At 69.4% G+C, this 21,046-nt stretch carries 28 protein-coding genes; 13 read left to right on the top strand and 15 right to left on the bottom strand.

Annotated elements, in window-relative coordinates:
• Window positions 1-114 precede the first annotated feature (114 nt).
• Complete coding sequence (locus ASC61_RS17005; protein ID WP_056213925.1) at window positions 115-723, bottom strand: M15 family metallopeptidase; 609 nt, start codon at window positions 721-723, stop codon at window positions 115-117.
• Between the two features lie 86 nt (window positions 724-809).
• Here ASC61_RS17005 and ASC61_RS17010 point away from each other — a divergent pair, with 86 nt between their 5' ends.
• The 4 genes from ASC61_RS17010 to ASC61_RS17025 are packed head-to-tail and all read left to right on the top strand — an operon-like array spanning window position 810 to window position 4,039.
• On the top strand, window positions 810-1,499 hold the full coding sequence (locus ASC61_RS17010; RefSeq protein ID WP_056213928.1) for a response regulator transcription factor: 690 nt from the start codon (window positions 810-812) through the stop codon (window positions 1,497-1,499).
• Entirely contained in the window at window positions 1,492-2,583 is a 1,092-nt protein-coding gene (locus ASC61_RS17015; RefSeq protein ID WP_056213931.1) for a sensor histidine kinase, read from the top strand. The genes ASC61_RS17010 and ASC61_RS17015 overlap by 8 nt, the downstream gene beginning before the upstream one ends.
• A 33-nt stretch (window positions 2,584-2,616) precedes the next feature.
• Window positions 2,617-3,339 carry a VOC family protein gene (locus tag ASC61_RS17020; protein ID WP_056213934.1) on the top strand — a complete coding sequence of 241 codons (723 nt, stop codon included), beginning with the start codon at window positions 2,617-2,619 and terminating at the stop codon, window positions 3,337-3,339.
• A 55-nt stretch (window positions 3,340-3,394) separates the two neighbouring features.
• A complete protein-coding gene (locus ASC61_RS17025; RefSeq protein ID WP_056213936.1) occupies window positions 3,395-4,039 on the top strand; it encodes a class F sortase in 645 nt (214 codons plus the stop codon).
• A 3-nt stretch (window positions 4,040-4,042) separates the two neighbouring features.
• On the opposite strand, the gene ASC61_RS17030 is transcribed toward ASC61_RS17025, so the two are convergent.
• The 3 genes from ASC61_RS17030 to ASC61_RS17040 form a co-directional block, all read right to left on the bottom strand.
• On the bottom strand, window positions 4,043-4,474 hold the full coding sequence (locus tag ASC61_RS17030) for an SRPBCC family protein (RefSeq protein ID WP_235503584.1): 432 nt from the start codon (window positions 4,472-4,474) through the stop codon (window positions 4,043-4,045).
• Between the two features lie 69 nt (window positions 4,475-4,543).
• Window positions 4,544-4,885, bottom strand: coding sequence for an ArsR/SmtB family transcription factor (locus ASC61_RS17035; RefSeq protein WP_056213942.1), 342 nt, complete (start codon window positions 4,883-4,885; stop codon window positions 4,544-4,546).
• Window positions 4,882-5,343 (bottom strand): SRPBCC domain-containing protein, encoded by a 462-nt coding sequence (locus ASC61_RS17040; RefSeq protein ID WP_056213946.1) that lies wholly within the window; start codon window positions 5,341-5,343, stop codon window positions 4,882-4,884. Before ASC61_RS17040 ends, ASC61_RS17035 begins: the two co-directional genes overlap by 4 nt.
• Before the next feature lie 149 nt (window positions 5,344-5,492).
• On the opposite strand from ASC61_RS17040, the gene ASC61_RS17045 reads away from it, so the two are divergent.
• A complete protein-coding gene (locus tag ASC61_RS17045) occupies window positions 5,493-6,419 on the top strand; it encodes an NAD-dependent epimerase/dehydratase family protein (RefSeq protein ID WP_235503585.1) in 927 nt (308 codons plus the stop codon).
• An 88-nt stretch (window positions 6,420-6,507) separates the two neighbouring features.
• Here ASC61_RS17045 and ASC61_RS17050 read toward each other — a convergent pair whose 3' ends face one another.
• From ASC61_RS17050 to ASC61_RS17060, 3 genes are all read right to left on the bottom strand, one after another.
• Window positions 6,508-6,708 (bottom strand): ferredoxin, encoded by a 201-nt coding sequence (locus ASC61_RS17050; RefSeq protein ID WP_056213948.1) that lies wholly within the window; start codon window positions 6,706-6,708, stop codon window positions 6,508-6,510.
• The gene (locus ASC61_RS17055; RefSeq protein ID WP_157439543.1) at window positions 6,705-7,949 is read right to left on the bottom strand and encodes a cytochrome P450; all 1,245 of its coding nucleotides are present in this window, start codon (window positions 7,947-7,949) and stop codon (window positions 6,705-6,707) included. The genes ASC61_RS17050 and ASC61_RS17055 overlap by 4 nt, the downstream gene beginning before the upstream one ends.
• 157 nt (window positions 7,950-8,106) lie before the next feature.
• Window positions 8,107-8,370, bottom strand: a complete 264-nt coding sequence (locus tag ASC61_RS17060; RefSeq protein WP_056213953.1) for a hypothetical protein — start codon at window positions 8,368-8,370, stop codon at window positions 8,107-8,109.
• A gap of 105 nt (window positions 8,371-8,475) precedes the next feature.
• Here ASC61_RS17060 and ASC61_RS17065 point away from each other — a divergent pair, with 105 nt between their 5' ends.
• From ASC61_RS17065 to ASC61_RS17085, 5 genes are read left to right on the top strand one after another with little or no spacing between them, the layout of a single operon-like run.
• Window positions 8,476-9,069: a class I SAM-dependent methyltransferase gene (locus tag ASC61_RS17065; RefSeq protein ID WP_056213956.1), complete on the top strand. Its 594-nt coding sequence runs from the start codon at window positions 8,476-8,478 to the stop codon at window positions 9,067-9,069.
• A gap of 31 nt (window positions 9,070-9,100) precedes the next feature.
• Entirely contained in the window at window positions 9,101-9,718 is a 618-nt protein-coding gene (locus tag ASC61_RS17070) for a J-domain-containing protein (protein WP_056213958.1), read from the top strand.
• 31 nt (window positions 9,719-9,749) lie between these two features.
• Entirely contained in the window at window positions 9,750-10,685 is a 936-nt protein-coding gene (locus ASC61_RS17075; protein ID WP_056213961.1) for a DNA-3-methyladenine glycosylase family protein, read from the top strand.
• Window positions 10,686-10,728: 43 nt separating this feature from the next.
• Window positions 10,729-11,274 carry a GNAT family N-acetyltransferase gene (locus tag ASC61_RS17080; protein ID WP_056213962.1) on the top strand — a complete coding sequence of 182 codons (546 nt, stop codon included), beginning with the start codon at window positions 10,729-10,731 and terminating at the stop codon, window positions 11,272-11,274.
• Window positions 11,275-11,303: 29 nt separating this feature from the next.
• Window positions 11,304-12,491 (top strand): MFS transporter, encoded by a 1,188-nt coding sequence (locus ASC61_RS17085; RefSeq protein ID WP_056213965.1) that lies wholly within the window; start codon window positions 11,304-11,306, stop codon window positions 12,489-12,491.
• On the opposite strand, the gene ASC61_RS17090 is transcribed toward ASC61_RS17085, so the two are convergent.
• The 6 genes from ASC61_RS17090 to ASC61_RS17115 all read right to left on the bottom strand — a co-directional run bounded on the left by ASC61_RS17090 (window position 12,463) and on the right by ASC61_RS17115 (window position 17,118).
• Entirely contained in the window at window positions 12,463-12,849 is a 387-nt protein-coding gene (locus tag ASC61_RS17090; protein WP_056213969.1) for a VOC family protein, read from the bottom strand. The genes ASC61_RS17085 and ASC61_RS17090 overlap by 29 nt on opposite strands.
• A gap of 17 nt (window positions 12,850-12,866) precedes the next feature.
• On the bottom strand, window positions 12,867-13,550 hold the full coding sequence (locus tag ASC61_RS17095) for an alpha/beta fold hydrolase (RefSeq protein ID WP_056213973.1): 684 nt from the start codon (window positions 13,548-13,550) through the stop codon (window positions 12,867-12,869).
• A gap of 28 nt (window positions 13,551-13,578) precedes the next feature.
• Window positions 13,579-14,784: an ABC transporter permease gene (locus ASC61_RS17100; protein WP_056213974.1), complete on the bottom strand. Its 1,206-nt coding sequence runs from the start codon at window positions 14,782-14,784 to the stop codon at window positions 13,579-13,581.
• Entirely contained in the window at window positions 14,781-15,467 is a 687-nt protein-coding gene (locus ASC61_RS17105) for an ABC transporter ATP-binding protein (RefSeq protein WP_056213976.1), read from the bottom strand. The genes ASC61_RS17100 and ASC61_RS17105 overlap by 4 nt, the downstream gene beginning before the upstream one ends.
• Complete coding sequence (locus ASC61_RS17110; protein WP_235503586.1) at window positions 15,464-16,495, bottom strand: efflux RND transporter periplasmic adaptor subunit; 1,032 nt, start codon at window positions 16,493-16,495, stop codon at window positions 15,464-15,466. The genes ASC61_RS17105 and ASC61_RS17110 overlap by 4 nt, the downstream gene beginning before the upstream one ends.
• 92 nt (window positions 16,496-16,587) lie before the next feature.
• The gene (locus ASC61_RS17115) at window positions 16,588-17,118 is read right to left on the bottom strand and encodes a hypothetical protein (RefSeq protein ID WP_056213980.1); all 531 of its coding nucleotides are present in this window, start codon (window positions 17,116-17,118) and stop codon (window positions 16,588-16,590) included.
• A 173-nt stretch (window positions 17,119-17,291) separates the two neighbouring features.
• Here ASC61_RS17115 and ASC61_RS17120 point away from each other — a divergent pair, with 173 nt between their 5' ends.
• On the top strand, window positions 17,292-17,948 hold the full coding sequence (locus tag ASC61_RS17120) for a response regulator transcription factor (RefSeq protein ID WP_056213982.1): 657 nt from the start codon (window positions 17,292-17,294) through the stop codon (window positions 17,946-17,948).
• Window positions 17,945-19,180 carry a sensor histidine kinase gene (locus tag ASC61_RS17125; protein ID WP_235503587.1) on the top strand — a complete coding sequence of 412 codons (1,236 nt, stop codon included), beginning with the start codon at window positions 17,945-17,947 and terminating at the stop codon, window positions 19,178-19,180. Before ASC61_RS17120 ends, ASC61_RS17125 begins: the two co-directional genes overlap by 4 nt.
• Before the next feature lie 3 nt (window positions 19,181-19,183).
• On the opposite strand, the gene ASC61_RS17130 is transcribed toward ASC61_RS17125, so the two are convergent.
• Both ASC61_RS17130 and ASC61_RS20155 read right to left on the bottom strand, forming a co-directional pair.
• The gene (locus ASC61_RS17130; RefSeq protein ID WP_056213985.1) at window positions 19,184-19,807 is read right to left on the bottom strand and encodes an L-threonylcarbamoyladenylate synthase; all 624 of its coding nucleotides are present in this window, start codon (window positions 19,805-19,807) and stop codon (window positions 19,184-19,186) included.
• Between the two features lie 72 nt (window positions 19,808-19,879).
• The gene (locus ASC61_RS20155) at window positions 19,880-20,023 is read right to left on the bottom strand and encodes a GPGG-motif small membrane protein (RefSeq protein ID WP_200935476.1); all 144 of its coding nucleotides are present in this window, start codon (window positions 20,021-20,023) and stop codon (window positions 19,880-19,882) included.
• 209 nt (window positions 20,024-20,232) lie between these two features.
• Here ASC61_RS20155 and ASC61_RS17135 point away from each other — a divergent pair, with 209 nt between their 5' ends.
• Window positions 20,233-21,030: a phosphoadenylyl-sulfate reductase gene (locus tag ASC61_RS17135; protein WP_235503588.1), complete on the top strand. Its 798-nt coding sequence runs from the start codon at window positions 20,233-20,235 to the stop codon at window positions 21,028-21,030.
• Window positions 21,031-21,046 lie beyond the last annotated feature (16 nt).

A 21,046-nucleotide genomic window follows, 5' to 3' on the forward strand; every position in this document is an offset into this window, starting at 1 on the left:
CGCCCTGACGTTGGCGGTGTCGGTGGTCAGCGTCGTGCTGACGGCCGTGCTCGTCACGGTGCTGGGAGACCTGGTCGATCGGATCCGCAGACGCACCTAGGACGCACGCCACCGTCAACGCTGCATCCGCGGGTCGTGCGTCGGGTCGGCGTACCTGGTGGGGCAGCCGTCCCAGACCGCGTCCGGTCGCAGCTCGTAGTGCCAGGGCTCGTTGTCGTAGATCTGGCAGAGTCCGTACGCCGCGCCCCGGTCGGAGAGCCAGACCATGCCATCCGTGCCGGCGATGTCGATCGCGTCGCCGGTCACGTGCGGCGAGGTGTCGGGGGTGGCGACCCACCGGGCGGCCTCGTCCGTCGACCCGTACTTCGAGACCGCATCGCGGAGCAGCTTGGCCTGGTACGCCTTGGAGCGCCAGCCGCTGCTGACCTCGAACCTGATGCCGGAGTGCGACGCAGCGCGCCGGAGGGCAGCCCGGAGATCGCCGTCCAGCTCGGCGACCGCTGGGACGTCGTCGTCGAACACCGTCGTGCCGTCCGGCACCCGTCCGTCCGCGACGCCGAGCGCATGACGTCCGGTGAGACGCCGCACGGTGTCGAGGGTCGGGCTCGCCGACGAGGACGAGGCGTTGAACGACTGATAGCCGATGTCGGCGACGAGCGCCGCGCTCAGGATCACGAGGGCGGCGAGGACCGTCGACCGGGTCCGGCGCGTGGTGGTGGTCATGCCACCAGTCAAGGAAGTCCAGCGTTGCCAGCACGTATGTCGAGTTCAATACGCGGACGATACGGTCCGGCTCGTAGCATCGAGGAATGCGTGTCTTGATCGTCGAGGACGAGCCCTACATGGCCGACGCGATTCGCGACGGATTGCGGCTCGAGGCCATCGCCGCTGACATCGCCGGAGATGGCGACACCGCGCTGGAGATGCTGAGCATCAACGCGTACGACATCGCGGTCCTCGACCGTGACATCCCGGGGCCGTCGGGCGATGCCGTCGCGGAGAGCATCGTCGCGTCCGGCAGCGGCATGCCGATCCTGATGCTGACGGCCGCCGACCGGCTCGACGAGAAGGCGTCCGGGTTCGAGCTCGGCGCCGACGACTACCTCACCAAGCCGTTCGAGCTGCAGGAGCTCGTGCTGAGGCTCCGCGCCCTCGACCGCAGGCGCGGCTACAGCCGGCCGCCCGTACGCGAGATCGCCGGGCTGCGCCTCGACCCGTTCCGTCGTGAGGTCTTTCGCAACGGTCGCTACGTCGCCCTGACCCGCAAGCAGTTCGCGGTGCTCGAGGTCCTGATCGCTGCGGAGGGCGGCGTCGTCAGCGCTGAGGACCTGCTCGAGCGCGCGTGGGACGAGAACGCCGACCCGTTCACCAACGCCGTACGCATCACGGTCTCGGCGCTGCGCAAGCGCCTCGGCGAGCCGTGGGTCATCGCGACCGTCCCCGGCGTCGGATACCGCATCGACACGGCTCCCGACGACGGACTCGTCGAGCATGGATAGGAGTCCGGGCCTGAGCGTCCGGCTCAAGCTCACCCTCAGCTATGCCGCGTTCCTGACGGTCGCCGGCGGCATGCTGCTCGCCGTCGTCTGGGTGTTCCTCCTGCGCTACGTCCCTGACGTGATCATCACCGACGGGCAGCCCGTGCCCAACCGCTCGGACCTCGTACGTGCCTTCGCGCCCAAGGCAGCCTGGGCCATGGCCTTCCTGCTCCTGGTCGGACTGGTGGGTGGCTGGCTGCTCGCGGGCCGCATGCTCGCCCCGCTGTCTCGACTCACGCATGCCACTCGCCTGGCGGCCGAGGGCTCGCTGTCCCACCGGATCCGGCTCGAGGGACGCACGGACGAGTTCCGGGAGCTCGCCGACAGCTTCGACACCATGCTCGCGCGTCTCGAGGCCCAGGTCGCCGAGCAGCAACGCTTCGCAGCGAACGCCTCCCACGAGCTGCGCACCCCGCTGGCGATCACCCAGACCCTGCTGGAGGTGGCACGCAACGACCCGGACCACGACGATCGTGAGCTGGTCGAACGGCTTCACTTCGTCAACGCCCGGGCGATCGACCTCACCGAGGCCCTGCTGCTGCTCAGCCGCGCCGACCGGAGGTCCTTCACCAGGGAGCGCGTCGACCTGTCCCTGCTCGCGGAGGAGGCCACCGAGACGCTCCTCTCGCTCGCCGAGGAGCGCGGGCTCATCATCAAGGTGTCCGGCGAGACCACGTCCACGATCGGGTCGCACGCCCTGCTGCTCCAGATGACGGTCAACCTCGTGCACAACGCGATCGTCCACAACCTGTCCGATCAGGGCACCGTGTGGGTCACGACTGCGGTCGACCACCGGAGCGCGGTGCTGACGGTCGAGAACACCGGCCAGCAGCTGACGTCACAGGTCGTCCCAACGCTCACGGAGCCGTTCCAACGCGGCACAGAACGCGCCCGCAGCGACCATGCCGGCGTCGGGCTCGGACTGGCCATCGTCAAGAGCATCACGCAGGCGCACGACGGCTCGCTCAGCCTCGCACCTAGGGCTGGTGGCGGCCTCACCGTGACCGTACGGCTGCCTGTCGCACGGCCGCAGCCCGACGAATGACGCTCGCGCCTCGGGGTTGATACGTTCGATCACATGACCTCCAACCTCGACTCGGTCACCTTCGACGCCAACGATCCGGAGCGCCTGGCCCGGTTCTGGGGCGCGCTGCTCGGCTGGGACACCGTCGCGGACGACGACGGCTTCCAGCTCGTGCCGACGGACGGCACGACGTATCGGCTCGCCTTCTACCCCACCCAGGAGCCGAAGACCGGGCCCAACCAGACCCACTTCGACCTGACGAGCGCCACTCCGGACGACCAGCAGCGGACCGTCGCCAGGGCACTCGAGCTCGGCGCGACCCACCTCGACGTCGGCCAGACCCCCGAAGAGGGCCACATCGTGCTGGCCGACCCCGAAGGCAATGAGTTCTGCGTCATCCCCGCAGGCAACAACTTCCTCGCCGACACCGCCTTCATCGGTGCGATCAACTGCGACGGCACCCAGGCGGTCGGCTACTTCTGGAGCGAGGCGCTGGGGTGGCCGCTCGTCTGGGACCAGGACGAGGAGACCGCGATCCAGTCGCCGGCGGGCGGCTCGAAGATGTCGTGGGGCGGGCCACCGGTCAACCCGAAGACCGGCAAGAACCGCATCCACCTGGACATCGCTCCCCCGGTCGGCACTGATCAGGAGGCCGAGGTCGAACGCCTCATCACGCTCGGCGCCAAGCGGATCGACATCGGTCAGGGCGAGGACGTCAGCTGGGTCGTCATGGCCGATCCCGATGGCAACGAGTTCTGTGTCCTGACACCGCGTTGACGCCCTGGATGGCATTGCCCTGCGCTCGCGCCGCAGCAGCGCCTACCGTTGAGACATGACGACAGCCGAGCACCGCAGCGCAGCGCCCAGGCGGCTCGCCGTCGTCCTGCTGCTCGTCGCGTTGCTGGTGGCGGCCGCCTTGGCGTGGCTGCTGAGGCCCGGCGATGCGGGCCGGCCGTTCGCGATGGGCTCCCCCACGTTGCAGCCCGTGGCTGTCCCCCGGTCGCCGAGCACGTGCGGCAGCCCGGCGACCGCGCCGTTCACGCCGACGAGCGTCACGATCCCGCACGTCGTCAAGAACGCCGATGTGCTGGCGCTGCCCCGCGACGGCAACAACGTGCCGGGTGTCCCTCCGACCTCGGCCAAGTCGACGTTCGCGTGGGACCGGCCGGGCATCAAGCCTGGATCAGACCGCGGAAATGTCCTGCTCAATGCCCATACCTGGCCCGATGGCTCCGCCGTCGGCAACGTGATGCTCGACAAGCTCCACCAAGGCGATCGCATCGTCCTCCGTGGAGCCCGGTCGGAGCTCTGCTACACCGTCAGCAAGCGGGTCGAGGTGCTGGCGAGCAAGGGCTATCCGGCCTACTACGCCCGCGACGGCGTTCCCCAGATCGCGCTGATCGTCTGCTCAGGGCAGCGTCTCGGACCCGGCCAGTGGACCCACCGCACGATCTGGTTCGCCGACCCGACTGGTTGACCCTCAGTGCCAGTTGCTGACGCGCTCGTCGTCAGGCGCCGGTGCTCCCTCGCCGGTCTCTAGCAACGCCTTGAGGCTCATGAGGAACGTCGCCCACTTGGTGCTGCAGTGGTGCATGAAGTCGCCGGGCTCGCTCCAGCCGCGATGGGCGAACATGATGATCGTGAAGTCGTCCTCGGTCGTGAGGTCCCAGCTGACGTGCGTGCCGATCCATTCCTCCGGTCCCGCGACGACCTCCCACAGCACGCGCTCGGCTGCCTTGGCCTCCAGCACGCTCATGTCGAACCCGTTCGGCTCAGGCGCGCCCTCGAAACGGAACTGGAGCACGCCGCCGGCATCACCGTCGCCGTGCACGTCCCTCGTCCACCAGCCGGCCAGACCGTCCGTCGTGGTCAGCGCTTCGTAGACCGCCTCTCGGGTTGTCGTGATTCCCACGCGATGCAGGATGTCCACCATGGTTCTCTCCTTCTGATCTTGCGGCCGCGGGCGCGGCCGGCTCGTCGTTCAACCTCCTGTGGTGCGCCTGGAGGCGATGGCCTCGGAGATCTGCTTGATCCGGCCGAGTCGCGCATCCCACGTACGTCCGACGTCGTTGAGCTGGGCGACGGCGCGGGCGAACTGCGCCTGGTCGATGCGGTACCGCTTCTCGCGGCCCGCGGCGGTGGCCTGCACCAGCCCGACCCGGTCGAGCACGCCGAGGTGCTTCGCCACGGCCTGTCGGGTCACCGGCAGCTGTTCGCTGAGCGTCGTGGCCGTGCCGTCGCCGTGCAGCATCAGGTCGAGCATGCGTCGCCGCGTCGGATCACCGATCGCCGACCACAGCTCGTCGTCCACGGCGGTCGTCATGCCGCCTCCAGCCGTTCGGCGTACGTCTTGATGATCGGCACGAAGCGGTCCCAGCCCTCGCTGTGCGAGAGGTAGCGCTCCTCGATCGCCGCGGCCTCCCAGCCACGCTCCCGGAAGCCGGTCTCGCTGAACCGGAGCAGGGTCCCGGTGCCTGCCGGCTCCAGCTCGAACGTCACGAGGTTGGAGTTGCCTTCGACCGCGCTCTCCCCCGGCGGGTTCGTCCAGCGGAAGCTGAACACCCGCGGCGGATCGGTGACCACGACACTCAGCTGCTCGACATGAGCCCTCGGGTTGTCCCCGTCGGCCCACACGAGCTCGCTCGTCGACCCCGGCGCCGGCTCGAAGTCCGTCGACACGCTCCACCACTCCCGTACGTGCTCGGGTGTGCTGATCACCTCGAAGACGACCTCCGGCGGTGCGTCGATGTGGATCTCGCGGTCGATGCTGGCGTACTCCATACGTCCTCCTGATATAGCAACCATCGGTTGCATGTCAACCTAGCACCGCCAGATCCAATGCGCAACCATCGGTTGCGCGGTTGCATGTCACGTTCCAGAGTGCTCCGTCGTCACATCTTCAGGAGACGGATTCGACAACGAGAAGGGTGATGACGATGCGCGTGTTCGTGGCAGGTGGAGCGGGAGTTCTCGGGAGGCGACTGGTGCCGCAGCTCGTGGCGCGAGGTCACGACGTGACCGCGACGACGACGAGTGCGGCCAAGCTCGACTTCCTCGACCAGCTCGGGGCGGCGGGCGTCGTGATGGACGGACTGGACGGGGCGTCGGTCGCCGAGGCCGTCGCCGACGCCAAGCCGGACGTGATCGTGAACCAGATGACCGCCATCGCGGGCAAGCCGGACATCAAGCACATGGATCGCTGGTTCGCCACGACGAACCGGCTGCGCACCGAGGGCATCGACCACCTGCTGGCCGCCGCCGAGGCCAACAACGTGCCTCACGTGGTGGCACAGAGCTACGGGAGCTGGAACGGCGAGCAGTCCGGTGGCTGGGTCAAGACCGAGGCGGACCCACTCAACCTGATGCCAGGCACCGTCGCGAACCCCGGCATGAAGGCCGTCCAGCACCTCGAGGACGCGGTCCTCAAGGCGGACGGAACGGTGCTGCGCTACGGGGGGTTCTACGGTCCCGGCGCCACCGACGACCAGGTCGAGCTGGTCCGCAAGCGGCAGTTCCCACTGGTCGGCAGCGGCGCCGGTCACAGCTCATGGGTGCATCTCGACGACGCGGCGAGCGCAACCGTCCTGGCCATCGAGCAGAAGGCTCGAGGGGTGTTCAACATCGTCGACGACGACCCGGCGCCCGCCAGCGAGTGGCTGCCCTACCTGGCGGAGTGCGCCGGGGCGAAGCGACCCATGCGCGTGCCGGTGTGGCTGGCCCGCCTGCTCGCCGGCCCGGTCGCCGTGTTGATGATGACGGAGGGTCGCGCGTTCTCCAACGCCAAGGCCAAGGCTGAGCTCGGTTGGGAGCTGCGCTACCCGTCGTGGCGCCAAGGCTTCAAGGAAGAGCTGGCATGAGCTGCGCCGAAGACACCGCCGGCCGGGCCGAGCTACGGATGATGCTGTGGAGCTTGGCGATCGGGGTCACCCGTGACGAGAAGTCGCCTCAGTCCTCAAGCAGGTCGATCGCGCCTTCGGGACAGGAGTCCGCGGCATTGCGCGCGTCGTCCACCTGGTCGGCCGGTACGTCGATGGCCTCACCTCGCGGAGTGACGTAGCCGTCCTCGTCGTACGACAGCAGGCCCTCGGCCAGCGAGTAGCAGCGACCGTGGCCACGGCAGATGGAGACGTCGACCGTGAGCTTCATGACGCGGCCTCCCAGGTCAGGGGCAGGCTCAGCAGCGTCATCATCGCGCCGCCGCCCCGCTCCATCAAGGGTGTCTCGCTCGTGATGGTGAAGTCGGGGATGACCTTCAGCCACTCCTCGACGGCGACCTGCATCACGCGGCGGGCGAGGTGGGCGCCGAGGCAGCGGTGGGGGCCACCCGCGAACCCGAGGTGGTTGTTGGCCTTGCGGTCCACGACGAACTCGTCGGGGTTCTCGTAGACCCGGGGGTCCCGGTTGGCGCCGGACACGAGGCCGTAGACCATGTCGCCCTTGCTGAGCGGGCAGCCGTGGAACTCGGTGTCCTGAGCCACCTTCCGGCCGTCGCCGAAGATGATCGTGTACATCCGCAGCGACTCCTCGACCGCGGTCGGGATGAGCTCGGGCTCGGCGATCAAGCGCTGCCGGTCAGCCGGGTTCTCGGCGAGGTGCCGGAACAGGTAGCCGAGCTGGCCGCGCGTCGTGTCGAGGCCCGCCAGCACCAGGACCGTGAGGATGTCGAGGATCAACGCGTCCCCGAGCGGCTCGTCGTCGACCACGGAGTTGAGGAGGAGCGAGACGAAGTCGTCCTCGCGGGGGGCAGGATCGTGGCGGCGATCCTCCAGCGCCGCTTCCCAGTAGCCACGGATGCCGCCGAGGGCAGCGCCCATGGCCGCCTGCTGCTCGAGGTCGCCGCCGAAGCCGGCGAAGAAGTCCTCGACCCAGGGCACGAACAGGTCGGCGTCGGAGTTGGGCACCCCGATGATCGTCAGGAAGATCTCGGTGGGCAGGCGCATCGCGAAGTCGGCCACGAAGTCGCACTCCCCCTTCGGCGCCAGGTCGGCGACGAGGCGGCGGCCGATCTCCTGGGCCTCCGGCGTGATCCGGTTGACGGCACTGGGCGCGAACCAGCGGCTGATCAGCTGGCGGTACTTGGCATGGTCTGGCGGGTCGATCTGCGTCGGGACGAAGCGGTAGACCGGGTCCGGCTCCCATGGGGTGATCGACTCGCTCGAGAAGATCTCGGGGTGCTGGTACATCTCGCGGACCTCGTCGTAGCGCGTGAAGACCCAGTAGCCCTGCGCGTGGCTGTTGAAGAACGCCGGGCTGGTCTCGCGCAGCTCGTTGGCCTTCTCCCAATGCGCACCGGCCTCGAGTGGCGCCGAGGCGTCGAGGTGGATCACCGGACAACCCGTCGGCACCCTCTGGGAGATCTCGGTTCGCTCTTCAGCCGGACTGGTCATCGCGGTCTCGCTTCCTCGTGCGCCGCGCGATGCGTGGCCGGTGAGATCCTGAACCTGAATTCGGTTCGGTTTGTGGATCTGCACTGTAACCCGCCTCACATCGGGCCGCAATACCCTGCAGCCTCGATCTCTCGAGCAGCCGCAAGGCGAGAATCTGTCAGGAAACCGGATCGGCGATGAGGCGCAGGATCCGGTCCTCCGAGACGCCCAGGGCGGCGCTGACCCGCGTCATCCCCCACTCGTCGACGAGCTCGACGAGCGAGTCACGGCGTAGTGTCCTGACCATCCGGTTCATCGCCTGCAACGTCTCGTGGACCGTGCCGAGCTCGTCGAGCCGCTCGCGTGGTGGCAGGTCGCGAAGCCAAGCCTCCAGGCGGGACCTGAGCTTCTCCATGTGATCGATGAGCTGATGGTCGGTCATGGCTGCCTCGTGGAATGGGAGTGACGACGTGTCTGCTTCCGAGTCAACCACACCGCACACACTGTCTCGTACGCCCCGGGGTGCTCGCCGCGATAGCGTCGAGGCATGACGTCAGATGCCGCCGAGTGGGACGCCAGGTATGCCGAGCGGAAGTCGATCTGGAGCGGCGAGCCCAACCCGCAGCTCGTCGCCGAGGCCCAGATGCTGGCGCCTGGCAGGGCGCTCGATGCCGGGTGCGGAGAGGGCGCAGACGCCGTCTGGTTGGCCGAGCAGGGCTGGGACGTCACCGCCGTCGACCTCTCCGGTGTGGCACTCGAGCGGGCTCGTAGCCAAGCCGCCGCGGCCGGCGTCAGGATCGCGTTCGAGCAGGCCGACCTCGTCGCCACTCCCCCGCAGCGCAGTACGTACGACCTGGTGTCCGCACAGTTCTTCCACCTGCCGGACCCACCTCGCTCCCAGGCGTACCGAGGGCTCGGTGCAGCCGTTGCGCCGGGCGGACACCTGCTCGTGGTGGGCCACTATCCGTCGGCGCACATCGGCAAGGACCACCCTGAACGACTCTTCACGACCGAGGAGGTCGTCGCGTTGTTCCCCGACTGGTCCGTCGTCACGGCGGAGGTCCGCGAGCGGAGGGCGATGCATCACGGCGAGCTCAGTGACCTCGTCGACGGCGTCGTGCTGCTGAGGCGCGCCGGTTAGGCTGGGCGTACGACCTGAAGGAGTGATCCCGATGAGCGCGCGCGACCGCAAGCGGCACGAGTACCGGGCGCGCCTCGAGGCGGAGGCGGCCGCGCCGCAGGACCACGAGGACGAGGAGTCCGAGGTCGAGGCACGCGAGCGCCGGCTCGCCAACCAGGCCCAGTGGGTCGAGCTCCAGGTCCAACAGGCGATGCGTCGCGGCGACTTCGAGAACCTCCCCGGCACGGGCAAGCCGATCCCGGGCATCGACGCTCCGCATGATCCCGACTGGTGGCTCAAGGGGCTCATCGAACGTGAGCGCATCACGGGCGTGCTCCCGCCGGCCCTGGCGCTGCGCACCGAGGACGCCCGCATGAACGAGACGCTCGACCGCGAGACCACGCCCGAAGGCGTTCGCCGGGTGATCGAGGACTTCAACGCCCGCATCGTCGAGGCGCGGCGCCAGCTCCAGGGCGGCCCCCCGGTCATCACCCCCTTGCGTGAGGTGGACCGCGAGATCGCGGCCTGGCAGGAGCGCCGCGACGCGCGGGTCGCCCACCAGAAGGCGGTGCTCGAGCAGATCCGCCGAGACGAGGCGGAGGCGGATCCGACGCCGTGGTGGCGCCGTCTCGTGGCCTGGTTGAGCCCACGACGCCGCCGCCTCGTCTGACGCCGTCGGTGGCGGCAGGCACACTGGGCTCATGGTCGCGGCGTCCCAGGTCTCCCTCGCCCGCGAGCTGCGCCTCGACTCCCCCGTCGACGTACGCCTGACGTTGAGCCTGCTCCGCCGGGGTCAGGGCGATCCGACGACCCGGCGCGATGGCAGGCACCTGTGGCGCACGAGTCGCATGGCGACCGGCCCGGTCACGTACGTCCTGCAGCAGGCCGACCCCTCGCTCGTACGCGCTGAGGCCTGGGGTCCCGGCGCCGCGGAGCTGCTCGAGGGGCTCCCCGGCCTCGTTGGCGCCGAGGACGACGTCTCGGGATTCGAGCCCCGACACCCGGTCGTCGTCGATGCCTTCCACCGCCACGCCGGCCTGCGCACGCCACGCACGGGGCGCGTGCTCGAGGCTCTGATCGCCGCCGTCATCGAGCAGAAGGTTGTGGGCCTCGACGCGTTCGCCGCATGGCGTCGGCTGCTCCTGCGCTTCGGCGAGCTGCCGCCCGGACCGGCTCCTGCCGGCATGCGGGTGTTCCCCACCGCCGAGCAGTGGGCCGCGATCCCGTCGTGGGAGTGGCACCGCGCCGGTGTCGATCCGCAGCGCGCCCGGACGGCGCAGGCCTGCGCCCGCGTCGGCCCTCAAGTCGACCGTCTCGCGACGACGCACGCCGACGATCACCAAGCGGTCTATCGCGGCCTGCGGAGCATCCCCGGAGTCGGCGTGTGGACCGCGGCCGAGGTCGGCATCAGGGCGCTCGGCGACTCCGACGCCGTGCCGTTCGGCGACTATCACGTCGCCAAGGACGTCGGCTCTGCGCTGCTCGGCCACCCGATCGATGACACAGAGCTGGCCGAGGTGCTGGAACCCTGGCGGCCACACCGTTTCAGGGTCGTCCAGCTGATCCGCCTGAGCCCGTTCGCGTCCCGCGAGCGACGCGGGCCCCGCATGCCCCGGGTCGACCATCGGCACATCTGAGGAGAATCGGAATGAATGCACGCCGCAACCGGTTGAGAGTGTCATGACGACGACCGTGCAGGCCGTGACGCGCAAGCAGATCGACGCCGAGATCCGCCAAGCCCTTGCCGCGATCTATCTCGCCGCCTACGGCGATCCGAGCCTCCCCGAGAGCCAGCTCGACGCCGACAACTTCGTCACCTCGACGATCCGGCGGCACTCGCGACGGGCGGGCTTCCGCCTGATCCTGGCCACGACGGACGGCGAGGCTTCCGGTTACGCCTACGGGTTCACGGGCAAGCGCGGCCAGTTCTGGAGCGACTGGCTCTCCGGGGCAGCGCCGGCGGACATCGTCGAGACCTGGGTCGGCGACCACTTCGAGCTCGTCGACATCGTGGTCGACCCGAAGCATCGCGGGCAAGGCATCGCGGGTCTGCTGCACGACCGACTCGTCGAAGGGCTCCCTCAGCAGAAGGCCCTGCTCGCCACGACTCCCGACGGCGGCGCCGCGGCGCGGCTCTACGGCGGACGCGGTTGGCAGGTCCTGGTCCCCGAGATCGACGGCGCCAAGGCGCTTTACGGCCTCGACCTCGCCGACCGTACGGTTTGACCACGAGGTCGCGCCCCTACAGTGAGTCCGTGAGCCGCTTCCCTGCGTGGCTGCGGGTCGCCGCAGCCCTGTTCGCTGTCGGGTGGGGTGCCAATCAGTTCGCCGCGATGCTGCTGGTCTATCGCGAGCACGATGGCGCCTCCAGCGAGGCCGTCACCGCGTTGTTCGGGGCGTACGCGCTGGGGCTCATCCCGGCACTCCTGATCGTCGCGCCGATCTCCGACCGGATCGGCCGCCGCCGCGTCATGCGTCCCGTGCTCGTCCTGTCGTTCATCGGGACGGTCATCCTGCTCGTCGGAGGCGGTCATCTCGGAGTGCTGCTCGTCGGTCGGCTGGTCGCGGGCATCGCGTCCGGCGCGGCGTTCGCGCCCGGAAGTGCCTGGGTCAAGGAGCTGTCGGCCGACGGACCGCCCGGCACTGGCGCACGTCGAGCGGCGCTGGCCCTGTCGGCCGGATTCGGCTCCGGTCCACTCGTCGCGGGCGTCTTTGCGCAATGGCTGCCCGGGCCCACCGTGCTGCCGTACGTGCCGCACCTCGTGCTGATGGTCGGCGTCCTCGCCCTCGCCTGGCACGCCCCTGAGCCGTTCGTGCCGAGGAGCAAGGACGAGGGCCGCCGGAGGTCGCAGGTGTGGCAGGCGATGCGGTCCCGGCGGTTCCTGCTCGGCGTGACGCTCACCGCGCCATGGGTGTTCGGCGCCGCGGCGACGAGCTTCGCGACGATCCCGACCTTCGTCGACATCGGCGTCGCACCCGTCGCGGTGACCGGGGCACTCACCGGGCTCACGTTGTGGACCGGCGTCGCGGTGCAGCCCCTGGGCAAGCGGCTCCACGACCCGCGCTTGATCATCAGCGCGGGTCTCGGTGCCGCAGCCGCTGGGCTGCTCACGGGCCTGGTGCTCGCCTCGTCGGGCGCCGCTTGGCTCGTCGTGCCCGCAGCCATGCTGCTCGGCACGGCGTACGGACTGATCCTGGTCGGCGGGCTCACGACCATCGAGCGCTTGGCCCAGCCGGACGACCTCGGCACGCTCAACGCGGTGTTCTACAGCCTGACGTATGTCGGCTTCGCCGCGCCGCTGCTCAGCACCCTGGTGCTCAACACGATCTCACCCGAGCAGCTCATGCTGGGCGGGGTCGCGATGATCGTGCTCACGGCACCGCTGGTGCTGCTGTCGCAACCACGAGCCGGCGTCACCGTCCCGGGCCGGGCGCCCCGATGACCGAGAAGACGTTGCCCGACGGGTCGGTGAACCACGCGATGTCGGGTCCGTTGACCTTCATGACGCCGTCCTCGTCCTGCGGCATCCCGTCGTAGCGCTCGAACGAGACACCTCGCTCCGAGAGCTCCCTCACGGCAGCCGAGACGTCTTCGACCGGCAGGTTGAGCACCGTGAACGGCGCCGGCGCGTGCGCCTCGCCCTTGGGATAGACCAGCACGTGGTGCCCGTCGCCGAGGGCGATGTGCAGCATGCCTTCAGACTCTTCGACCTCCAGCCCGACGACGTCGGCATAGAACGCCTTGGCCGCCGCGATGTCGGCGACGGAGAACCCACTGAACGGTGTGCCGTAGGTGACCATGGTGTGTCCTTTCGATCTCAGGTCGCGGAGACGATCGCCTCAGCGACCACGATGGGTTGGCTCAACGCAGCCAGGTGGCCGCCAGGCACCTCGGTGACCTCGATGCCCAGGCGTTCACGCGCCACTCGCTGCTGGAATGCGTAGGGGAAGAACCGGTCACTCCGTCCGGCGAGCACAGTCGTGGGGACGTCGGGCCAGGCGTCGAGCCCCCACGGTGTGGTGAACACCGCGTCGGCCTCGTCGCGCTCCTCGTCACCCAGAGCGGCGAGTGCGTCGGCGGGTACGTCGTGCAGGAAGTAGGTCGCGAGGTCGAAGCGCGCATCCGGGTCACGCCCTTCCCGGATGTCGTGGTGGCGCCGCGCCTCGGCCGAACCGGTGGCCTCCCACCACTGCCCTGCGGTCTCGCCCGGGAGCGGGATCATGGCGTTGAGCAGGACGATCCGCGAGGTCGGCAGCCGGTCGGCCGCCCAGGACCCGCTGAACCCGCCCAGCGACTGGGCGACGAGCACGACGTCGTCGATCCCGGCGGCCGCCTCGACGATCAGGTCGACGTAGTCCGGCAGCCCCTTGGCCGAGTCGTCGCCGGGCAGGTCGACGGCGATGCTGGACTGCCCGCGCTCGGCGAGCGCGCGGCGCACGAGGCCCCAATAGGCCGCCACCCCTCCGGCACCGGGGACCAGGACGTACGTCGGTTGAGCCATGAACCGATCGTAGGCCCCGGATCCGACGCTATGGCGTCGCGAGCGCCTCGGTCGGCGACAGCCGGGAGGCCCGGACCGCCGGATAGAGACCGGCAAGGCTGCCGATGCCGACAGTCGCAAGGATGCCGCCGGCCACGGCCCACGCCGGGACCACGACCGGCCAGTCCTGGTACGCCGCGTAGCCTGCCGTCACGCCGGATCCCAGCACCGCACCGCCGAGCCCGCCCAGCGTCGACAACAGCAACGACTCGGCGAGGAACTGCGCGCGTACCTGGCCGCGGGTCGCCCCCAGCGAGCGGCGCAGACCGATCTCGGCGCGGCGCTCGAGGACCGAGATCACCATCGTGTTGGCGACCCCAACACCACCGACGAGCAGTGCCACCGCACCGAGCCCGAGGAGCAGGCCCGTGAACGCCTCACCGGCAGCCTTCTGTGCCGCAAGAGCGTCGGAAGGTCGGGAGACCTCGACCTCGTTGGGCTGCTCCGGATTGGCGGTCGCTCCCAGCACTGCCTGAACCTGGTCGACCTGGTCCGGGTCGGAGCGCGTGTAGACCGTCGTCGCCTGACCGTCGAAGTCGAGCAGCGACTCCGCAACCGGCCACCCGACCAGTGCGGCGGTGTCGAGCTCAGGTGCCAGCGGTGCCGGTTCGAGGATGCCGACGACCGTGAACCACTCGCCACCGATCAAGACCTTGGTGTCCGGCCCTGCGTGGCCGATCCCCAGGCGGTCCGCCGTCTTCGCGCCCAACACGGTTGCCGGATAGCGGCTGGTCGCGGCGTTGAGCCACGTGCCGCTGCGCACGTCGACGCCTATGGCCGATCGCAGCGTGGTGCGGGCTGCGAGGACGCTGATGCCACTCGTCTCGGCTTCGGGGATCTTGTTGTTCCGGTAGACGTTGGTGTCGCTGACCTCGCCGACGGCCGACACCGACTCGATCGGCCCGATGCGGGCCACCATCGACTCCGACTCGTCCGGCAGCGTGGCGTCGTCGCCGCCGAACGTCTGGCCTGGTGTCACCGTCAGCAGGTTGGTGCCGAGGGCGTCGAGCTTGCGGTCCAGCTCGGCCTGCGACGACGACGAGATGCCGACGACCGAGACCATCGCCGCGATGCCGATCGCGATGCCCAACGAGGACAGGAAGGCCCGCAACGGCCGGGTCCGCAGGCCGACAGCGCCGACCTTGAGCACGTCCCGTGGCCACATGCGCGCGGGGGTCAGGCCCGTCGTGGTCATGCCGGCACCTCCGTGCGGGGCCGGGCCGAGTCCTCGACGATCCGGCCGTCGAGCATCCGGACCTGTCTCGGGAGCGAGTCGGCGATCGCATGGTCGTGGGTGATGATGACGACCGTCGTCCCTTCCGCGTTGAGCTGGCGCAACAGGTCCATCACGCCGGCGCCGGAGACCGAGTCGAGCGCCCCGGTCGGCTCATCGGCCAGCACCAGTGCCGGTTCGCCGGCAACGGCTCGCGCGATCGCCACCCGTTGCTTCTCACCGCCGGAGAGCTCATGCGGCTCGTGGTGCATCCGTGGCCCGAGGCCGACGCGCTCCAACGCCTCGGCGGCGCGCTTGCGGCGCTGCGACTGGCGCAGGCCGGTGTAGAGCAGCCCGTCGGCGACGTTGTCGAGCGCCGAGGTGCCCCCCGCGAGGTGGAACTGCTGGAACACGAAGCCGATGCGCCGCGCCCGGAGCGCCGAGAGGTTGGCATCGCTGAGCTCGGCGACGTCGTGGCCGTCGATCCGGACCCGCCCGGCCGTCGGGCGGTCGAGCGTACCGACGACGTGCAGCATCGTGGACTTGCCGGAGCCGGACGGTCCTACGATCGCCGCCAGCTCGCCGCGACGGATGGTGAGCGAGACTCCGGCCAGCGCTGCGACGCCGCCCGAATAGATCTTGGTGACCCCCTCGAGCGCGATCACTTGGGCATCCCGACGACCGCGCCGCGCGAGATGCCCTTGCCCGATACCTCGACCTTGCCGTCCGCGAACAGGCCGGTGGTCACCGGCACGTAGCTCGAGGTGCCGCCCTTGACGACCTCAAGGCCGAAACCGCCCTCCTGGAGCGCGAGGAGCGCCGCGACCGGAACCGTCAGCACGTCCTTGCGCCGGTCGACCGTGAACGTCACGTTGACGGCGGCCATCGCGAACGGCGCCGCGAGCTTCTGTGCCCTCTTGCCCGGGATGTCGACCGTGACCTCGACCTTGGTCTCGTCCTCGCCGTTGGGATCGTCCGAGGGCTTCACGACCGTCGTGACGTCCGAGATGACCCCCTTGAGCGTCTCGCCGTTGGGCAGCTCCACCGTGACCTTGTTGCCCTTCTTGGCGAGCCGCTGCTCCTCCGTCTCGATCTCGACCGTCACGGCCTTGGCCGTACCGGTGAAGGTCAGCACCTCCTGACCGGGCGCGGTGGCGGACCCCTCCTCCGCGGTCAGGCCATCGATCCGGACCGTGGCGGGGGCGAAGACGACGCTGCCGAGTGCGACGACCCCGGTCTCCTCGAGGCCCCGGTCCTCCTGCCAACGCTCGACGGCCGCGGCGGTGTTGGAGGTGAAGTCCTCGTCGACGTCGAAGCCCACGTAGCCCAGCGCTGCCAGGTTCTTCTCGAGCTGCTCGACGTCGGCGCCCTCGACTCCGTCCTTGAGCTCGCGGTACGCCGGCAACGAGCCGTACATCAGCGTCACGGGCACGTCGTCGACCTCAAACAGCGCCTCGCCGCGCTTGACCGTGTCGCCGACCGACGGCAGATCGGTGATCGTGCCGGACAGCCGGCTGGTGGCGGTCGTCGTCGCCCCGTAGCCGAGCTCACCGCCTGTCGTGCTGGTGTCCAGCAGCGTCTGCCTCGTCACCTTCGTGGTCTTCGGCGGCAGCGACGTGTCGGCGTTGGCCTGGTTGCCGTCTCCTGCTCCGAGGCCCACGACCGCGGCCGCGACCCCACCGAGCACGACCACCGCGGCTCCGACGATGGCAAACGCACGTGTCCGCCCTCGTCGTCGTGGTCGCTCATCGCGGCTGGATCTCGTCGGCCGACGGATGGCGAGCCTCATCCCTTCTTCCCCTCGATCGACGGCCCGCCCATGTACTTCTTGCAGGCCTCCTGTGCCTTCTCGAAGTCGGGGTCGGAGGCGATGCCGTCGTCCATGCGCATCAGGCCCCCACCCTTGGGATCCGGGAACTTCTCGACCCCGCGCTCCCGCATGCACTGCGAGAACTTCAACGCGTTCTGGGTCATCTTCTTCCGGTCAGCCTGGGAGATCTGCGGCAGGTACTTCTGGCACGCCTCCTGCGCCTTCTTCATCGTGCCCTCCTGGCCCGGGCCACCCTTGATCGTGATCCGGCCACCCTTGGGGTCCTCCATCTTGACCCCGTGCTCCCGCATGCACTTCGCGAACTTGAGACCCTGCGCGTCGCGATCCTCCTTGGAGGTGTCCTTCGAGTCCTTGGACTTGCTCGAGTCAGTGCCGGTGGCGCTCGCGACACCGTCGTCGTCGGATCCACCGCCGGACCCGCACCCGGCGAAGATCAGGATCAGGCCGAGCAACAACGCCGCCAGCAGGGTGTGGGTTCGCTTCATGGGTTCCTCCGTACCGTCCGGCCGGTGGATCCGACCGTTGTCGAACCCATCGAACGCGGGCCTGAGTTTCCTCTGTGTTTCCTCGCGAACGAGCCTGTGCGGCACTTCTCCGTCGCTAACGTCGAGGAAACGCGGGCTCCCGGACGATGGCGGGAGCCGACGAAGGAGCACGCATGCGCGTACTGGTGGTGGAGGACGAGCCGAGGCTCGCTGACGCGATCGCCGAGTGGTTGCGGGACGAGTCCCACGCCGTCGACGTCGCGCACGACGGGTCGGCGGCACTCGAGCGGCTGACCGTCAACGACTACGACGTCCTGGTCCTCGACCGCGACATCCCCGTCATCCACGGCGACGAGGTGTGCCGGCAGATCGTCGCCTCGCCTGCTCCGACGCGCGTGCTGATGCTCACCGCGGCTGCCGAGATCACCGACCGCGTGATGGGGCTCGGCATCGGCGCCGACGACTACCTGACCAAGCCGTTCGCGTTCCAGGAGCTGGCCGCCCGCGTCCTCGCACTCGGCCGCCGCTCCCGGGCGGCGACTCCCCCGGTGCTGCGCCGCGGCGAGGTGACACTCGACCCTTCGCGCCGCGAGGTGTTCCGCGGCGACCGCTACGTCCCGCTGTCCAAGAAGGAGTTCGCGGTCCTCACCGAGCTCTTGCGGGCCGACGGTGGCACGGTCTCCGCCGAGCAGCTCCTGGAGAAGGCCTGGGACGAGAACGCCGATCCGTTCACCAGTGCGGTCAGGCTCACGATCCACAAGCTCCGGCGCAAGCTCGGCGAGCCCTCCCTCGTGGACACGATCACGGGAGTGGGGTACCGGATCTCATGACGGTCATGCACGTACGCCGGCTCCTCCCCCAGCGCATCACCCTCAGGGCCCGGTTGACGCTCATCTACGGCGGGCTGTTCTTCGCCGCCGGAATCGTCCTGCTCGGCTCGACGTACGCGCTGTTCCACCAGCAGATCAGCAGCGGCGGGAGCGTCAGGTTCGCCTCGCTCGGCCGCGGCGACACTCCGCCGACCGTCGGCAAGGGCACCACCGTGACGGCGAACGGCGACGTCCTGACGGACGGCGACGCCGAGAAGTTCCTTGTCAGCGAGCGCAGCCGGATCGAGAACGCGGCGACGACCTCGCTCATCACCCAGGGCGGCATCGCGCTGGCGATCGTCGGTGGTGTCGCCGTCGGGTTCGGCTGGCTCATCGCGGGACGTACGCTCGCGCCGCTGCGTCAGGTCACCGAGACGGCGCGCCGGATCGCGGCGGCCCCGGTCGCCGAGCGTGGCCTGCACGAGCGCATCGCGCTGCGAGGTCCCGACGACGAGGTCAAGGACCTCGCCGACACGTTCGACACGATGGTCGAGCGCCTCGACCGGTCGTTCGCTGGGCAGCGCCGGTTCGTCGCCAACGCCTCGCACGAGCTGCGCACACCGCTGACCCTCAGCCGCGCCATGGTCGAGGTCGCGATGCACCGCACGAGCGCTTCACCCGACCTCGTGCAGCTCGGCGACGACCTGCTGGAGATCAACGGCCGGCACGAACGGCTCATCACGGGTCTCCTGCTGCTGGCCAGCAGCGAGAACGAGGTCATCCAGCAGGCGCCCGTCGATCTCGCCGATGTCGTGGAGCACGTGGTCGCCGACACCGCCCGCGAGGCCGAAGCGACCGGCATCGTCGTCACCGAGGACCTCGACGAGACCGTCGTGAGCGGCGACGCCCTGCTGCTCGAGCGGCTGGTCCAGAACCTCGTCGAGAACGGCATCCGGCACAACATCCCGGCCGACGGTTGGGTGCGGGTCACGACCCGCGTGCGCAACGACGGCTTGGTGCAGCTGGAGGTCAGCAACACCGGACCGGACGTCCCGCCGTACGACATCCCGATGCTCTTCGAGCCCTTCCGCCGGCTCGACAGCGATCGGCTCGCGACCGCCAAGGGTGCCGGGCTCGGGCTGTCGATCGTACGATCGGTGGCTGCGGCGCACCAGGGCGACGTGGTTGCCGAGCCGCGTCAGGGCGGTGGGCTGGTCGTCAGGGTCACGCTGCCGGCGGCGACCGACGCCTGACGGCTACTCGAACGGTGCAGGGTCGCCGGCACCGACACGTACGACCTCGGCGAACCCGTCCGAGAAGTCGACGACGGTCGTCGGCTCGGCGATGACGTCGGCGCCGGACTCGATCACCGCGTCGACCTGGCCGTCGAGCGCGTCGGCGATCTCCCACGCGGTGGTCATCGGCTCGGTGCTGCCCGGCAGGATCAGGGTCGTGGAGAGCATCGGCTCACCGAGGGCGGTCAGCAACGCCGTCACGATCCTGCTGTCGGGAATGCGTACGCCGACGGTCTTCTTCTTCTCGTGCAGCAGTCGCCGCGGCACCTCGCGGGTCGCGGGCAGGATGAACGTGTAGGGCCCCGGCGTCGCCGCCTTGACCGCGCGGAAGATCGCGTTGTCGACGTGCACGAACTGGCCGAGCTGGGCGAAGTCCTTGCACACGAGCGTGAAGTGATGCTTGTCGTCGAGCTGCCGGATCGTGCGGATGCGGTCGAGGGCGTCCTTGTTGCCGAGCTGGGCGCCCAGCGCGTACCCGGAGTCGGTCGGATAGGCGATGAGCCCACCGTCCTGGATCACGGCTGCCGCCTGGTCGACCGAACGCTGCTGCGGGTTGTCCGGATGGATGTCGATGAAGCGGGGCATAGGAGTGAGGCTAACCCGCCGGGCCCGGACATGACGAAGGGCCGCGCACGAGGTGCGCGGCCCTTCGCTCAGCTATTTGAAGATGCTGTAACCCCCTGGCCCGACGAGGCACGCGACGACCAGCAGGACGATGCCGATCAGAATGTCTCCGCGGACGAGACGCAGGACTCCGTAGATCGCGATGATCGCCGCAATGATCCACAAGATGAACGCCATGGGTGTTCTCCCTCTCTTCAGTGGTGACGGTGGCCACCGCAGAGAGCACTACCCCAGCCGGGCTGTCCTCAATCGCCGACCATGTGACCTGGGTCACGTGTATGCGTTCCGTCATGCGGACAGTTCTCCACGTGCTGGGACGGCGCAGGGGCGCGACCTATTCTGGAGCGCGGACGATGACCGTTCAACGACCGGAAGAGGTGAGCAGCATGGCCCCCACGGTTCTCACCCTTGCCGAGCGGCGCCAGCAGCAGATCGCCCACGACGAGGAGCGTACGGCTCACCTGTCGTCGCGCGAGTCGATGCTCGCCCCGCGGCGCAGCAACGACGAGCTCAAGGCGATCGCCGAAGCCGCGCAGGAACGGTTCGCCGAGTCCGACACCGCCGAGATCTTGGCATGGGTCGCCGAGGAGTTCGGTTACCGCACCGCCGTGGCCTGCTCGATGGCCGACGCGGTGCTGCCGCACGTCGTGGCACGGCACCTCCCCTGGGTCGACACGCTGTTCCTCGAGACCGGCTACCACTTCGCCGAGACGATCGGCACCCGTGACGCCGTCGAGTCCTCGATGCAGCTCTCGATCGTCGACGTCAAGCCCCGGCGCAGCGTCGCCGAGCAGGACGCCGAGTTCGGCGAGAAGCTCTACGAGCGCGATCCCGCCCTGTGCTGCCAGATGCGCAAGGTCGAGCCGCTGCACGACACGTTGCAGGGCTACGAGGTCTGGATCACCGGCGTACGCCGCGACGAGGCACCGACGCGCGCCAACACCCCGTTCGTGACCTGGGACGACAAGAACGGTCTGGTCAAGGTGAACCCCCTGGCCGCCTGGTCGTTCGACGACCTGCTGGCATACGCCGACGACAACGACGTCATCGTCAACCCCCTCGTCAATGACGGCTACCCCTCGATCGGCTGTGCCACCTGCACCCGCCGAGTCGCTCCCGGCGAGGACCCACGGGCCGGGCGCTGGGCGGGTCTCGACAAGACCGAGTGCGGCCTGCACGCCTGATCCCCTGCACCAGACA

The sequence above is a fragment of the Aeromicrobium sp. Root344 genome (genome assembly GCF_001425755.1).
Taxonomy (GTDB): domain Bacteria; phylum Actinomycetota; class Actinomycetes; order Propionibacteriales; family Nocardioidaceae; genus Aeromicrobium.

Bases quoted from the DNA above. Each gene is read 5' to 3' on its own strand.
- ASC61_RS17055 (WP_157439543.1), bottom strand. From the start codon at position 7,949: ATGACCAGTCCGGCTGAAGAGCGAACCGAGATCTCCCAGAGGGTGCCG.
- ASC61_RS17045 (WP_235503585.1), top strand. From the start codon at position 5,493: ATGACGATGCGCGTGTTCGTGGCAGGTGGAGCGGGAGTTCTCGGGAGG.
- ASC61_RS20155 (WP_200935476.1), bottom strand. From the start codon at position 20,023: ATGGCGTTCATCTTGTGGATCATTGCGGCGATCATCGCGATCTACGGA.
- ASC61_RS17135 (WP_235503588.1), top strand. From the start codon at position 20,233: ATGGCCCCCACGGTTCTCACCCTTGCCGAGCGGCGCCAGCAGCAGATC.
- ASC61_RS17015 (WP_056213931.1), top strand. From the start codon at position 1,492: ATGGATAGGAGTCCGGGCCTGAGCGTCCGGCTCAAGCTCACCCTCAGC.
- ASC61_RS17125 (WP_235503587.1), top strand. From the start codon at position 17,945: ATGACGGTCATGCACGTACGCCGGCTCCTCCCCCAGCGCATCACCCTC.
- ASC61_RS17115 (WP_056213980.1), bottom strand. From the start codon at position 17,118: ATGAAGCGAACCCACACCCTGCTGGCGGCGTTGTTGCTCGGCCTGATC.
- ASC61_RS17060 (WP_056213953.1), bottom strand. From the start codon at position 8,370: ATGACCGACCATCAGCTCATCGATCACATGGAGAAGCTCAGGTCCCGC.
- ASC61_RS17080 (WP_056213962.1), top strand. From the start codon at position 10,729: ATGACGACGACCGTGCAGGCCGTGACGCGCAAGCAGATCGACGCCGAG.
- ASC61_RS17090 (WP_056213969.1), bottom strand. From the start codon at position 12,849: ATGGTCACCTACGGCACACCGTTCAGTGGGTTCTCCGTCGCCGACATC.
- ASC61_RS17020 (WP_056213934.1), top strand. From the start codon at position 2,617: ATGACCTCCAACCTCGACTCGGTCACCTTCGACGCCAACGATCCGGAG.
- ASC61_RS17005 (WP_056213925.1), bottom strand. From the start codon at position 723: ATGACCACCACCACGCGCCGGACCCGGTCGACGGTCCTCGCCGCCCTC.
- ASC61_RS17075 (WP_056213961.1), top strand. From the start codon at position 9,750: ATGGTCGCGGCGTCCCAGGTCTCCCTCGCCCGCGAGCTGCGCCTCGAC.
- ASC61_RS17100 (WP_056213974.1), bottom strand. From the start codon at position 14,784: ATGACCACGACGGGCCTGACCCCCGCGCGCATGTGGCCACGGGACGTG.
- ASC61_RS17095 (WP_056213973.1), bottom strand. From the start codon at position 13,550: ATGGCTCAACCGACGTACGTCCTGGTCCCCGGTGCCGGAGGGGTGGCG.
- ASC61_RS17010 (WP_056213928.1), top strand. From the start codon at position 810: ATGCGTGTCTTGATCGTCGAGGACGAGCCCTACATGGCCGACGCGATT.
- ASC61_RS17130 (WP_056213985.1), bottom strand. From the start codon at position 19,807: ATGCCCCGCTTCATCGACATCCATCCGGACAACCCGCAGCAGCGTTCG.
- ASC61_RS17040 (WP_056213946.1), bottom strand. From the start codon at position 5,343: ATGGAGTACGCCAGCATCGACCGCGAGATCCACATCGACGCACCGCCG.
- ASC61_RS17070 (WP_056213958.1), top strand. From the start codon at position 9,101: ATGAGCGCGCGCGACCGCAAGCGGCACGAGTACCGGGCGCGCCTCGAG.
- ASC61_RS17025 (WP_056213936.1), top strand. From the start codon at position 3,395: ATGACGACAGCCGAGCACCGCAGCGCAGCGCCCAGGCGGCTCGCCGTC.
- ASC61_RS17065 (WP_056213956.1), top strand. From the start codon at position 8,476: ATGACGTCAGATGCCGCCGAGTGGGACGCCAGGTATGCCGAGCGGAAG.
- ASC61_RS17050 (WP_056213948.1), bottom strand. From the start codon at position 6,708: ATGAAGCTCACGGTCGACGTCTCCATCTGCCGTGGCCACGGTCGCTGC.
- ASC61_RS17120 (WP_056213982.1), top strand. From the start codon at position 17,292: ATGCGCGTACTGGTGGTGGAGGACGAGCCGAGGCTCGCTGACGCGATC.
- ASC61_RS17035 (WP_056213942.1), bottom strand. From the start codon at position 4,885: ATGACGACCGCCGTGGACGACGAGCTGTGGTCGGCGATCGGTGATCCG.